13 protein-coding genes and 1 pseudogene are annotated in these 13907 nt (G+C 41.0%); 7 read left to right on the forward strand and 7 right to left on the reverse strand.

Features of this window, described 5'->3' with window-relative positions:
- Positions 1–1658: NADPH-dependent 2,4-dienoyl-CoA reductase (locus B4033_RS01270; protein WP_286831339.1), on the reverse strand; the 1658-nt coding region annotated here is incomplete at its 3' end.
- Positions 1659–1826: 168 nt separating this feature from the next.
- Here B4033_RS01270 and B4033_RS01275 point away from each other — a divergent pair.
- The 4 genes from B4033_RS01275 (at position 1827) to B4033_RS01290 (ending at position 5041) form a co-directional block, all read left to right on the forward strand.
- Complete coding sequence (locus B4033_RS01275) at positions 1827–2378, forward strand: PadR family transcriptional regulator (RefSeq protein WP_286831342.1); 552 nt, start codon at positions 1827–1829, stop codon at positions 2376–2378.
- A 24-nt stretch (positions 2379–2402) separates the two neighbouring features.
- A complete protein-coding gene (locus B4033_RS01280) occupies positions 2403–3332 on the forward strand; it encodes an alpha/beta fold hydrolase (protein WP_286831345.1) in 930 nt (309 codons plus the stop codon).
- Positions 3333–3349: 17 nt separating this feature from the next.
- Positions 3350–4054 (forward strand): SIR2 family NAD-dependent protein deacylase, encoded by a 705-nt coding sequence (locus B4033_RS01285; RefSeq protein WP_076753685.1) that lies wholly within the window; start codon positions 3350–3352, stop codon positions 4052–4054.
- Positions 4055–4141: 87 nt separating this feature from the next.
- Positions 4142–5041: a LysR substrate-binding domain-containing protein gene (locus B4033_RS01290; protein WP_048881246.1), complete on the forward strand. Its 900-nt coding sequence runs from the start codon at positions 4142–4144 to the stop codon at positions 5039–5041.
- Positions 5042–5404: 363 nt separating this feature from the next.
- Here the strand turns inward: B4033_RS01290 and map are convergent, their stop codons facing one another.
- Positions 5405–6199: a type I methionyl aminopeptidase gene (gene map, locus B4033_RS01295; RefSeq protein WP_048881247.1), complete on the reverse strand. Its 795-nt coding sequence runs from the start codon at positions 6197–6199 to the stop codon at positions 5405–5407.
- 349 nt (positions 6200–6548) lie between these two features.
- Here map and brnQ point away from each other — a divergent pair, with 349 nt between their 5' ends.
- Positions 6549–7835, forward strand: a complete 1287-nt coding sequence (gene brnQ, locus B4033_RS01300) for a branched-chain amino acid transport system II carrier protein (protein ID WP_071320028.1) — start codon at positions 6549–6551, stop codon at positions 7833–7835.
- A 586-nt stretch (positions 7836–8421) separates the two neighbouring features.
- Positions 8422–8637 (forward strand): hypothetical protein, encoded by a 216-nt coding sequence (locus tag B4033_RS01305; protein ID WP_004893017.1) that lies wholly within the window; start codon positions 8422–8424, stop codon positions 8635–8637.
- A 109-nt stretch (positions 8638–8746) separates the two neighbouring features.
- On the opposite strand, the gene B4033_RS01310 is transcribed toward B4033_RS01305, so the two are convergent.
- The gene (locus tag B4033_RS01310; protein WP_286831357.1) at positions 8747–9205 is read right to left on the reverse strand and encodes a hypothetical protein; all 459 of its coding nucleotides are present in this window, start codon (positions 9203–9205) and stop codon (positions 8747–8749) included.
- Positions 9206–9321: 116 nt separating this feature from the next.
- On the opposite strand from B4033_RS01310, the gene B4033_RS01315 reads away from it, so the two are divergent.
- Complete coding sequence (locus B4033_RS01315) at positions 9322–10188, forward strand: alpha/beta fold hydrolase (RefSeq protein ID WP_286831359.1); 867 nt, start codon at positions 9322–9324, stop codon at positions 10186–10188.
- 152 nt (positions 10189–10340) lie between these two features.
- Here B4033_RS01315 and gltS read toward each other — a convergent pair.
- The 4 genes and pseudogenes from gltS to B4033_RS01335 all read right to left on the reverse strand — a co-directional run.
- Positions 10341–11565, reverse strand: a pseudogene (gene gltS, locus B4033_RS01320) (sodium/glutamate symporter).
- Between the two features lie 124 nt (positions 11566–11689).
- Positions 11690–11911, reverse strand: coding sequence for a hypothetical protein (locus B4033_RS01325; protein ID WP_286831362.1), 222 nt, complete (start codon positions 11909–11911; stop codon positions 11690–11692).
- A 16-nt stretch (positions 11912–11927) separates the two neighbouring features.
- Entirely contained in the window at positions 11928–12917 is a 990-nt protein-coding gene (locus B4033_RS01330) for a PD-(D/E)XK nuclease family protein (protein ID WP_071320033.1), read from the reverse strand.
- Between the two features lie 74 nt (positions 12918–12991).
- Positions 12992–13907: aconitase family protein (locus B4033_RS01335; protein WP_286831365.1), on the reverse strand; the 916-nt coding region annotated here is incomplete at its 5' end.

The following is a 13907-nucleotide window of genomic DNA, read 5'->3' on the forward strand; positions in this document are numbered from 1 at the left end:
ACACTTGGCTGTTTTAAACCACCGACATTGTCATAATCGGTATCGATTCCCCATTCATCATAGAATTTCTGCGGATTGACGCTGCCACTTTCCCCTTCATGGCTTAAATATTCCGCAGTATCAAAACCAATACCGCCTGCACCAATAATGGCAACATGCTGACCCACTGGCTTACGCTCTTTTAGCACATCCAGATAAGACAGCACTTTTGGATGATCAATGCCTGGAATATCCAGCTGACGTGGATTCACCCCAGTCGCTACGACGATTTCATCAAATTCTGAAGACAGCAGCTGCTCAAAAGTCGCTGTATGATTCAGTTTGAGCTGAATACGGGGTTGCAATTCGATCTGGCGTTTAAAGTAACGAATGGTTTCGTAGAATTCTTCTTTGCCCGGAACAGTTTTGGCAATATTAAACTGACCGCCAATCTGATTGGATGCCTCAAAGACAGTGACATGATGACCACGACCTGCAGCATAAATCGCGAAACTTAAACCAGCTGGACCCGCACCAATTACTGCAATATTTTTTGGTGTAGACACTTCTTTGAAAATCAGTTCAGTTTCATAGCAGGCGCGCGGATTGACCAGACAGGTCGCAATTTTCATCGAGAAAATATGATCCAGACAGGCCTGATTACAGCCAATACAGGTATTGATTTCATCACTACGGCCCTGCTCCGCCTTTACCACAAACTCTGCATCCGCCAGCATCGGCCGCGCCATGGAAACCATATCCGCATGACCGGCAGCCAGGACATATTCTGCCATTTCTGGAGTATTGATACGATTTGAGGTAATTAAAGGAACCTTGACTGAACCTTTTAGCTTTTCAGTTACCCAGGTAAAAGCTGCACGTGGCACTTTGGTCGCAATGGTTGGAATACGCGCTTCATGCCAGCCAATCCCTGTATTGATAATCGTTGCACCTGCTTTTTCGATTTCCTGTGCCAGCTGAATCACTTCTTCCAGCGTTGAACCACCTTCGACCAGATCCAGCATCGACAAACGATAGATGATAATAAAGTTCTCACCTACGCTTTCACGGGTCCGGCGCACAATTTCAATCGGGAAGCGGATGCGATTTTCATAACTGCCACCCCACTCGTCATCACGATGGTTGGTACGTGCGGCAATAAATTCATTGATCAGATAGCCTTCCGATCCCATGATTTCCACACCGTCATAACCGGCATATTGGGCTAAGCGTGCACAGTTGGCAAAATCATCAATAGTCTGCTGGACTTCACTCGAAGTTAGGGCATGTGGTTTGACCGGATTGATTGGCGCCTGAATCGCAGACGGCGCGACATTTTCAGCCTGATAGGAATAACGTCCGGTATGCAAAATCTGCATGGCGATCTTGCCGCCAGCTTCATGCACTGCTTGAGTAATTACCTTGTGCTTCTCAGCTTCATCTATCGTATCGAGCTTAGAGCCACCTTGGAAAGTCACACCGTGATCATTTGGCGAAATGCCACCAGTCACAATCAGGGCAACACCCCCTTTGGCACGTTCAGCATAGAATGCCGCCATACGATTATAACCACCCGGGGCTTCCTCTAACCCGACGTGCATAGAGCCCATCAGAACCCGGTTTTTTAATGTGGTAAAACCCAGATCTAATGGGGCAAGTAAATGCGGATACTTTGACATTTCGACTCCTTAGCGTGCCTGTCAGCTGGCTATTTTTTATATCGGCTGATGTGAAATTCCCCTCAGTCATCAGCTTTTATGCAACTTGTTGCATTAATTTATAGTTCAGAATTGATTTTTATGCAACATGTTGCATAATAATCCCGAGTCATTTTCCTTGAGACGTTTATGTCTTTATCGCATGTTCTATTGACCAGTTTACTGGAAAAACCAAGTACCGGTATTGAGTTAGGACGCCGCTTTGACCGTTCGATGGGCTTTTTCTGGAATGCCACCCATCAGCAGATCTATCGTGAACTGAATGCCATGTTACAAAAAGGCTGGATTTCTACCATAGAAGATGAAGACAGCAGTTCACGTAAAAAGACTTATCAGGTAGAACGTCTAGGACGTGAGGAATTAGCCAACTGGATGCTGGAACAAAGTCCACCAGCTCAACTACGTGAAGAATTGATGGTACGCTTACGTGCTGAAGCCCAAATGGGCAGCAATACTATCTTGCCAGAACTGGAAAGACATCTAGAGTTGCACCGGGAAAAACTGAATATTTACCGACAGATTTTTGCCAAAGATTTTGCAACAGCTGACGAAAATAACCGCACACTTTATATTCATAAAATGATTCTGCAACTGGGTATCGATCTGGAAGTAGGCTGGATTAGCTGGTTAGAAATCATGATTCCAAAATTAAAACAATTTAATAATGCAGCTGCTGGCTAGCATATAAAAATAAGGACTCAGTCGATGTCATATTACAAAATGCCCGATGGCGAAATGCTTTTTGTACGCGAATATGGACAGGGTCAGCCGGTAGTGGTGTTGTCCGGCCTGGGGATGTTGAGCTGGCAATGGGCGGCTTTCCTCTATCCGCATCGGCATCAGTTCAGATTTATTATTCCGGAGTGGCGCGGTTTTGGGGCTTCCAGTAATTGCAAGATTCCAGATATGAATGCAATTTCCAGTCACTGGCTGGATGTGCAATCGGTAATCCAGCAATTACATCTTGATAAGGTGATGGTGATTGCATATTCCATGGGTGCCACTACGGCCATGCATGGTATGCACTATGCTAATTTCGCCGAGCATATCACTGCTTATCTGCATATTGACCAGACCCCAAAAATCCCGGTAGATGACAGTTGGAGCTATGGCCTGTTTGGTGAACATCATCCGGTATTTATTTCTATTCTGACCCAGATTTCAGAATTATTGGCACCACATCAGGATGTAAAATACATTAAGGATCTGGACAGTAACACTCGTCATCAGATTGCCAAACTTTGGCTGCAGTTTATTGGCTTGCAAAATAACAATAAATACAGCCTGAAAGCCTTTGAATGGATTCTGAATCAGCCACGCCTGCAAAGTCTGCTATTACCATCAAACCGGGTCGACTATATGGCCCGGTATATCAATAATTATCTTTACCATCGAGAAGATTACCGTGTGGCGATTCAGACACTCAAATGCCCGGTGACTTTCCTTAGCGGCTCACAATCCAAACTTTATCCAGTTGAAGGTCAAACCCTGATTGCCCAAAGCATTCCACATGCCAAACAGGTACGTTTTGAAAAATCCGGGCATACTCCACTTTTGACTGAACCGGTAAAATTTAGCAAGGAAATCGCGGCATTCTTAAAAGCCAGTGTTAAGCACAGCAATCACGCAGCTTAGAGGAAAAAAGAAACAAGATGAAAAAACTGGTGGTCTTTTCTGGTGCAGGTATGAGTGCTGAAAGCGGAATCAATACCTTCCGCGACAGTGATGGTCTTTGGGAACAGCATCGTGTAGAAGATGTGGCAACACCAGAAGCATGGCGACGTGATCCTGAACTGGTACAGCGCTTCTATAATGAACGGCGCAAAAAGATTCTGGCTGCACAACCCAATGCTGCGCATCAAATGATTGCTGAACTGGAAGTTGCTTATGACATACATGTGATTACCCAGAATATTGATGATCTGCATGAACGTGCTGGAAGTTCAAAAGTCATTCACCTGCATGGCAATATCCGGCTGGCAAAAACGTCTGGACCAAAGGCGCAATACACCACCGAGTTTTATCCGATTGATGGAGCTGAACTGGATCTTAATAAACACCTTTGTACGGATGGCTATCCGCTGCGTCCGCATGTCGTGTGGTTTGGTGAAGCTGTACCTGCTTATGGAGAAGCACAGGACTGTGTGCAGGATACTGATATTTTTATTGTGATTGGCACCAGCTTGCAGGTTTATCCGGTTGCTGGCTTGATTCATGAGATTCCATTGAATTGCAGCGCTTACTATATTGATCCTAAAGCCAATCAGCAGCACTTACCTCCTCAGTTTGAGAAAATTGCCATGACTGCTACCCAAGGCATGCAATATCTGAAAGATAAACTGCTTAAATTAAGCTAGATAGTCAATAAAAAGACAAAGTCAGCATTGACACATTGCAACAATAATTCTTTAATCACCTTATTGTTGCGTATATGGAATGAACTCATGCTGACGGATCTGGATGACTTTTATTGTTTTGCTCAAGTCGTAGAACATGGTGGCTTTAGTGCAGCAGAACGCGCCACTGACATTCCTAAATCCAAACTCAGTCGCCGGGTTTATAATCTGGAAGAACGTCTTGGTGTTCGGCTAATTCAACGCAGCTCACGTCATTTTGCCGTAACCGATATCGGTATGAATATTTACCGTCATGCCCAGGTTATGCTCAGTGCCGCCCAAGCCGCCCATGATCTGGTCGATCATCTCAGTACTGAACCACGCGGCATTATTAAACTCAGCCTGCCAGTATCCATTGCACAAAACGAAATCGCGCGCATTCTTCCTGCATTCCTGAAACAATATCCTGAAATCAAAATTCAGATGATGGTCACGAATCGTCGTGTGGATATCATCAATGAAGGTTTTGATATTGCCCTACGCGTCCGTTCCAGTCTGGATGATGATCCAAATCTGGTAATCCGTCAGTTTGACCAGATCGAACAGCATCTATTTGCCAGTCAGGGCTATCTGAATGAATTTGGTCATCTGAAAAATCCGGAAGAATTGTCCGAGCATAAAATCCTGAGCATGGCGGATGAACATACTGAACAGTTTTTGATATTACACAATAATATGCAACAACAGAAAAAGATCCGCGTTATGCCAACAGTACTGGGCTCCGATCTAAGCATGCTGGCACAACTGGCTACTTCAGGCTGTGGTATTACCCTGTTACCTGATAACGTCGTGCAGCAATATGTGGAACGTGGTGAACTGGTACGTGTACTTCCGGAATGGAAAGCAGCACATGGTATTTTCCATATGGTTTATCCATCACGTCGTGGCTTGTTACCTGCTGTTCGGGTCTTTATCGATTATCTGGTTGAGCACCTGCATCATGATTAGATTAATGAGCATCTAAGTAAAATAAAATAATAAGTAAAAAAAAGCTCATCTACGGAGGATGAGCTAGTCAGAGTCACTACAGCATTAAGGGGTAACAATATTTACTCTGTAAATCAAAAAATATATCGCTTAGATCGTTCTCTTGGCTCTTAATCAGTTAATTATATGAGCAAGAATAAATAGAGATTGATACAGCCTATCTATCTAACTCATATAATATAGAGAATGAATCTCATTTGCACCACTGCAAGTCGTAGTATTTTGTATTGTTTTGAAAACGTATGTGTGTGCTCATTTACAATTAAAAAAAAATACTGATTTTTTAAAAATCAGTGTTTTCATAATCAGAGATTTATCTTTTATTTAAATTGCAGGATAAAAGCCCGTGCCTTCTGGCCATGGAGATAACAATTCAAAGCCAGTGTCAGTCACATAAACCATATGCTCCCACTGCGCAGATAACGATTTATCTGCAGTCACCACTGTCCAGCCATCTTTAAGTTCTTTAACACGCGCTTTACCCAGATTCACCATTGGCTCAATAGTGAATACCATGCCTTTTTTTAGCACCAGACCCTGACCCGGTTGACCATAGTGCAAAATGTTTGGCTGTTCATGGTACACCTTACCGATACCATGACCACAGTATTCACGTACGATACTATAACCTTCGCGATGTGCCACAGACTGGATTGCATAACCGATATCACCCAAGGTTGCACCCGGTTTTACTGCATGAATCCCGGCAACCATGGCTTCATAAGTGGTTTCAACCAGTTTTTTTGCTTCAGCCGAAGGCGTACCGACATAGTACATTCGGCTCGTGTCACCGAAGTAACCATCTTTAATAATCGCAACATCGATATTGATGATATCGCCATCTTTTAATACGGTAGTTGCTGATGGAATGCCATGACACACCACTTCATTGGGTGAAATGCAGGTAGTCTTGGTATAACCGTAATACCCCACATTCGCCGGAATAACTTGGAGTTTATTCACAATAAAATCATTACAGATATCATCCAGATATTCTGTCGTGACACCCGGCTTCACATGCTCTCCGATCATTGCTAAAACCTCAGCAGCCAGACGGCCCGATATACGAAGTTTTTCGATATCCTGTTCAGTTTTAAGACTTATCGTCGAAGCTCTCATGTGTTCATCCTCTTGGTCAATCCTTGAATTATAGACCCTTTTTCTGAAAGATGCGGTGAATTCCTTCAATAACAGCGATCGGAAAATGTATATTTAAAACATGTATTGTTTATAGATTAAACAAATAAAACTATTCAGGATTTTTTAGAAATATTGATAATTTATGATGATTTTTATAATTTATAAATTTATTTGATTGAATTCATAAATTTATTTTAACCAAACTTCTACCCATCAGTTAAACAGAAAATCACTCAAAGAAATTCATCGAAGCTCAAGCCAAAAGGTGCTCCAAAAATCAGCATATTTCCTTTAAAATCGCTTTCTTTTTTGCGTTTATTCTCCCTCTATGACAAGTCTCCGTACTCGGGATATTGTTGCCTTAGGTTTTATGACCTTTGCACTGTTCATCGGTGCCGGCAACATTATCTTTCCACCGATTGTGGCTCAACAAGCCGGTGAGCATGTATGGTTAGCTGCTCTAGGTTTCCTGGTTACTGCAGTTGGCCTGCCTGTTATCACCATCGTGGCATTGTCTCGTGTTGAAGGTTCAATCCAGATCTTAAGTTCACCTTTAGGTAAAGCAGCAAGTCTTTTACTGACCGTAGTTTGTTATCTCACTGTTGGACCTTTATTCGCAACACCACGTACTGCAACCGTTTCCTATGAAATTGGTTTCTCCTCTTATTTTGGCAATGAGCCAAGTAATCTGCTGATCTATAGTGTGATCTATTTTGCAGTAGTGACACTGGTTTCGCTGTACCCAAATAAAATTCTGGATACTGTGGGTTACTTCCTGTCTCCATTGAAAATTATCGCATTGGTCATTTTAGGTGTGGCCGCAGTTCTTATTCCTGCGAGTAACCCACCTGCTGCGATTGGTAATTATGTTTCTAGCCCGGTCACTGAGGGCATCGTCAATGGTTATCTGACCATGGATACTTTGGGTGCCTTGGTCTTTGGTATCGTGATTGTGCGTGCAATTACTTCTCGTGGGGTCACTGACCGTAAGCTGATTACCAAATATGCGGTAAATGCTGCCATTATTTCCGGGATCGGCCTAACCTTGGTTTACCTCAGCTTGTTTAAATTGGGTCTGGGTAGTCATGAAGTTGCCCCAAATGCTGCCAATGGTGCGATTATTCTGCATGCTTATGTACAACATGCCTTTGGTGATATGGGTGCCTATTTCCTTGCAATCATGATCTTTGTTGCCTGCATGGTAACTGCGATCGGGCTGACCTGTGCATGTGCTGAATATTTCTCATCGATTACCCGTTTACCGTACAAAGCCTTTGTATTTGTTCTGGTTGGCTTCTCGCTGGTGATTTCAAACCTTGGCTTGACCAAACTGATTGCCGTTTCTGTGCCTGTACTGAGCGCGATTTATCCGCCTGCAATTGCAGTGATCCTGCTGAGCTTCTGTGGACATTTCTTTAAAAAGCCTGCTCAAGTTGTTGCACCCACCACACTGGTTGCATTTATTTTCGGTATATTTGATGGTCTTAAAGTTGCCGGTTTTGATTTACCTGCTGCACTTCAGAATTTGCCGCTTTCTGAGCAAAACATGGCATGGCTTATCCCTGCCCTGATTGTTCTCGTGATTTCAGCTTTGATTGACCGTATCAGAAACTAATCTTTCTGCGCAGTGTCAATAAATCGTCTTTTTACCCAGAATACGATTTAAGCGTGATCAATAATTGTCAGGTTTTACCCAAACGGACATTTATTGGTTCAATTCACTGCATGATTATCGCTAAGCAAGCGCTCAGTTAAAAGTAGATAAAAATTTAGCTGATACACAATTTAACCATTCGTTTAGCTAAACTAACCGAATCATTTCCAAAATTATTCAATTTCATTTACTTATATCAATATTCTAACAAATTTTATAATTCTTCAGCATCCCGCATACATGTGCTTACATTCTCTGCCGACCAAACTACATATTGTGGCGTAGAATTTGCATTTTCCTGCTTGTACCATTTAAATTTTATCACCCAGCACTACCTTAAACCCTAATTTAAGCATTTAAATGGTTCAGGTAAATCGCTGTACTTTGACAATTTTTATAGCTCTACGACTAAAGTTGCTGTATTTCACCAGAACAGTCATTCAGAGCTATTGAAAAGTTCTGGTATTCGAAGTACAACTGTATGTTCAATTCTGATCAATCCACTCAGTTTTGGACATCAATAACACTAAAAATAGGAGGGATGGAGATGTTATCAGTACATTTCAAAAAGCAAGTCTTCATTGACGCTCTTAAAGCCAATTCTAACCTTGTGGTGTTTCTAAGCACCACCTTTGCGCTGATGTTGACTTTAATCGTTCACTGCGTAATTCAAGGCAATTTAAAGCCAGAGTATTTAGCGTATGCGCTGATCGTCTCGGCTGCATTTTACCTATGGGTGGTCATTGACCAGAAATATCGCTAATCAACCTTGATGTTGAACCACATGGATGACTTCGCCACTCATCCATGTGGTAGAAGAAAAAGAAAAGTCCAATTCAAGTATTTCTCCTTCCAATCAGAATAAAAATAATCTAAAACAGCCCGTGTGCTGCGCCCCAAAGTAAAATTCCTGTTCCACCCAGCTCTGCCACAATTAACCCGATCATCGCCAAAGTCATTAATATGCCCGGTAACTGAACCTTGCCCAATTGATGCGGTCGCTTAAACTGATTAGTGGTGTCTTTCAAAAACCCATGCAAGATATACGCACCAATCGAGAAACTAAAAAAGAGAACATTGATCAATACACAGATTAAATTAATCTGCGAGGATAGTACTGAATAGTAAGCCAATACTGCCAGAATCAATGTCGCAGGTGCATAAAGCAGGCTGCTGCGATGGGCAATATCCACATAATAATGCGCCCGTGAATTTACAGACTGACGGATTTGCCAATATTTCCATACCCCGGTTAACATCCCCACCCATAAGAATATTCCACTAAAAATAATCGCGATCTTTACTGCCAGATCAAGTTCTATTCCCTGCATATTTTCATTCCGTTTTTATCATCGTACTGACTTTTTAGTCATTGTTTTAACAATTTTCTTTGAAGAAGTCAGGTAAATTTAAGCATTCATTCTGATTCAAAAATATAGTGTAGCCCATGTCTGAATTCGAAACATTGACTCTAAAGTGCCAGGATGGCTATCAATTAAGTGCACGTTTTTATCCAGTCACTGAGACTGAAAGTAAGAAATCTCCCATATTAATCTGCCCTGCGACTGGCATTACCAAACAGTTTTATCATAGTTTTAGCTGCTGGTTGCAAACTCAGGGTTATGCAGTGCTGGTATTTGATTTTCGAGGTATCGGCGAATCTTTAAAAGGTCCGGTTAAGCATTCTAAAGCCAGTATTGTGCAATGGGGACAACTGGACATTCCGGCTGCAATTGATGCGCTATTAGCTAAGACTCAGACAGAAAAGGTCATCTTACTTGGGCATAGTGCTGGTGGACAGCTGCTGGGTATTGTCCCAAACTATGCCAAAGTGGAAAAAGTCGTGGCAATTGCTGGATCGACGGGTCATGTTAAAGGTTTAAAGGGTCGCACCAAATTACTAGCACCAGTGATGTTTAATATCATTTTCCCATTGGCACGTATCACCAAAGGCTATGGTCCAACTCAAGCGATTGGTATGGGTGAAAACCTGCCAAAAGATGTGGCGCGTGAATGGGCAGAATTTTGTAGTAAACCAGGTTATATAATTAATGCGATTGGTAAAAAGATCGCACCAGCACATGACTATCATGCTCAGATCACCTGCCCGATCACATCAATCTGGGCTTCGGATGATGAAATCGCCACTCAAGCAAATGTCAAAGACTTGCTGCGCTTATATCCAAAAGCAGCCACAGAAATGATTGAGCTAAAACCCCAAGAATATGGTCATAAAGGGATTGGCCACATGCTGATGTTCAAGAAATCTCATCAAAACTTATGGCCAGTCATTGAGCAACAGTTATCTGCCTAAAGATGATTTAAATGGCTATTGATAGGTTAATGTGCTTTAATACGCTCAGTATGAGATGAGCCTCTTACAGTATGTGCCTCAGATGTGCATACGACTAGCCCTTAACCATGGGGCTTTTTAATGTCTATATGATTTTAAAGTCGTATTAACCTTTAACCGAAAAATGCAATGATGCTCTGAATCACCACAGCATTCACAATATCAATAAAAAATGCACCACATAGCGGTACGATCAAAAAGGCTTTGTGCGATGGGCCATAGCTATTGGTAACTGCCTGAATATTGGCAATTGCAGTCGGTGTTGCTCCCATACCAAAACCACAATGCCCCGCCACCAATACCGCTGCATCGTAATTTTTCCCCATGATTCTAAAGGTCACAATTGCAGTAAATAGGATCAATACTGCTGTCTGCACCAATAAAATCGTAATAAGCGGGCCTGCCAGATCGGCCAACAACCAGAGTTGTAGTGATAGTAAAGCCATAGATAAATATAAGGATAATGAGGCATTCCCAAATACATCAATGGCGCGATCAAAGATATCGACTTTTAGCACATGCTCCAGGATGTTACGTAAAATCACCCCTGTCCCTAAAGCCCAAACAAAGGTTGGCAGTTCAAACCACCTCCCCTGACTGATTTCTGTCATCTGATTGGCGACAAAAAATACATAGGGCAAACATCCCCAAAGTTGATACCGCATTACTGGCTGTGATCAATCGGGTTTTCTTTGGATATTCAAAGGGTGCAGTGTTAATGTTAGCATCGAGTTGCTGTTCATTGGTTTCCTGCGCCACTGTTTCAGCCAGTTGATTACGTTTAATCAGGTATTTGGCAACCGGACCACCGACAAGTCCGCCAATAATCAAACCAAAAGTAGCACTTGCCATACCAAGGACAATTGCGCCCTGGATCCCATGTTGAGTTTCCAGAACCTCACCCCAGGCACCGGCAGTACCATGACCACCCGTTAAAGTAATCGAGCCAACAATCAGTCCAATTAATGGATCAAGTCCAAGTGCTGTCGCTAAACTCATACTAACCGCATTTTGTACGACTACAAATAAAATGACACAGACCAGAAAGATCAAAAGTGATTTTCCGCCTTCTTTGAGCTTCAAAAAGTCTGCACTTAAACCAACGGAGGTGAAGAACATCAGCATCAGGATGGTTTGAATCTCTGAATTAAATGTGGCGCTGATATTAAAAAATTTATAGAGAATAAAAGCCGCAATCGCTGCGACTAAACCGCCGATCACGGGTTCAGGTAAATTATAGTTTCTAAAGAAGCCAATTTTACTAACCAGATACCGCCCAATAAAAAGAAAAAATACCGCAATTACCAAAGTGCCAAAGGCATCGATCTCATAATTCATAACATTCCCTATTGGCTTTATTTTTATACAGTTTTAGGAAAATAGTATGAAAAATCAATTTTAGAAATGTTATGCAAGTTATTGTTTCTAATAATTGTTTAATTTATAGCCCGAACAGGTGCAATTAATACAATGGAATATCATAGACCCAGTTGCGCGCTTGCTGGTCTGTGATACTTTCACAGACATAATAATCATGATCCCAAGCGTCTTGATGGAAGATTTCCTTTTTATAATAAGTCACGTGTTTACCATTTTCGATACAGATAAAACTGTCGCCTTGGTCTTTGACTTGGGTTCCATTGAGGAACCCACCAATACAGAGGAATCGGGATTGTTTGGGCATAGTTTATTAATTAAAATTATAAAGATGTAAAATCATTCTCTTTTAAAGCATATTTTTCAATAAAATCTGTATATGACTTTAAATTTTGAATAGTTTTTTCGATATCAATTAATTTTGAGGCCTTATCTTTAGTCAAGTATTCAGCCGTAAGAATTGTCATTGTTTCGCCGTTACCAAAACGTGCTGGTTTTTTAAAACTTAAGTTCTCTTGCTTAGCCTTTTCTATATAATATTTATAACAATAATTTCTAAATTTTGTGTAATTTTCAGGTTTCAAAGCATTTATTTTCAAAACAAGTTTATCTTCTTGAATTTGAAGGTATTGCCAACAGCTCTCATTTTTTTGAAAAGCCCACCAATACCCCATGAACCCACCATTTTGATTAGGGACATATCCCCAATCACCACGATTTAATTCTTTTTGCAAATACTTAAAAAATCCTACCCAATTTTTATGATTCCATTCTTCTTTATGAACATATGCATTAACTTCATTTTCTATAGAATATATATAATCTTTGAAATCATTAAAAATATCACTTGGTATAGACGTATAATTGTCTAATACAGAAATTAATCTATCTCTAGAAAAAATCTTAAATCCATCTGCTATTTCTTTTTTATAATTTGACTGGTCATGCGTTTTAAAAAATATTGCTAAAACGTTTTCTTCACCCACCTCTGAAGAAATAATATTTCTATATCTGGTTAGTTGATCTCCATGAGATTTTGTTGCAGTTTTATCTTCAATGACAATAGAATAATTATTTAATTTTAATAAGATATCTATATTTTGATATTGTTTTGAAAGACTAAATTTTTCAATATTCTTTGGCATTTCCTTATTTTCTAATTTAAAAAATTCTGATATTAAGTTTAAAGCACAATTTTTTAAATCCTGATTAATATTATTATATTTAGGATTTGCATGATCTAATAGCCAAAAAATAAAAGCATCTTGTGATAATTCTTTTGTTGCATATGTAAATATATTCGGTTTATGCATTTTTATACTCAAAAAAATAAGGGCTGATTAATCAGCCCTTATTTCTAACTCAATTTAATTTATTTTTCAACAAATTAAGCTAATTGAGCAGCAGCGATTTTCTTAGTATCTACGTCTTTCGCAGCATCTGTATACTCGCTCATCTTGTCGAAGTTCAAGTATTGGTAGATGTCAGCAGACATACTGTCGATTTGAGCAGCGTACTGTTGGTATTCTTCTGGAGAAGGTAATTTACCCAATACAGCAGCAACAGAAGCAAGCTCAGCAGATGCCAGGTAAACGTTCGCACCTTGACCTAGACGGTTTGGGAAGTTACGAGTAGAAGTCGATACACAAGTAGTGTTCGGAGCTACACGTGCTTGGTTACCCATACATAATGAACAGCCTGGCATTTCTGTACGAGCGCCCGCTTTACCATAAGTATTGTAGAAACCTTCTTCCATCAATTGGTGTTCGTCCATACGAGTTGGAGGAGCCAACCATAGACGAGTAGATAAAGAACCACCAGGTACTTTGTCTAGAAGTTTACCAGCTGCACGGAAGTGACCGATGTTCGTCATACAAGAACCGATGAATACTTCATCAATTTTCACACCTTGAACGTCAGAAAGCAGTTTTGCATCATCTGGGTCGTTCGGGCAGCAAAGAACTGGTTCAGTAATCGTAGAAAGGTCGATTTCGTACACTTTAGTGTATTCAGCATCAGCATCAGCTTTAAGAAGTGATGGATTTTCCAACCATTTTTCCATGTTCTCAACACGGCGTGCCATAGTACGAGCATCGCCATAGCCTTGTGAAATCATCCACTTCAGCATAGTGATGTTAGAACGCAGGTATTCAGCAACTTTCTCTTCAGAAAGCGTGATCGCACAACCAGCCGCAGAACGTTCAGCAGAAGCATCAGAAAGTTCGAATGCCTGCTCAACAGTCAGGTCAGTTTCCATTTCTGTCAGGTCGATCTCAAGGATACGGCCAGAGAAGATGTTTTTC

This window comes from Acinetobacter sp. UBA3132 (assembly GCF_002364825.1).
In the GTDB taxonomy this organism is placed as follows: Bacteria; Pseudomonadota; Gammaproteobacteria; order Pseudomonadales; family Moraxellaceae; genus Acinetobacter; species Acinetobacter schindleri.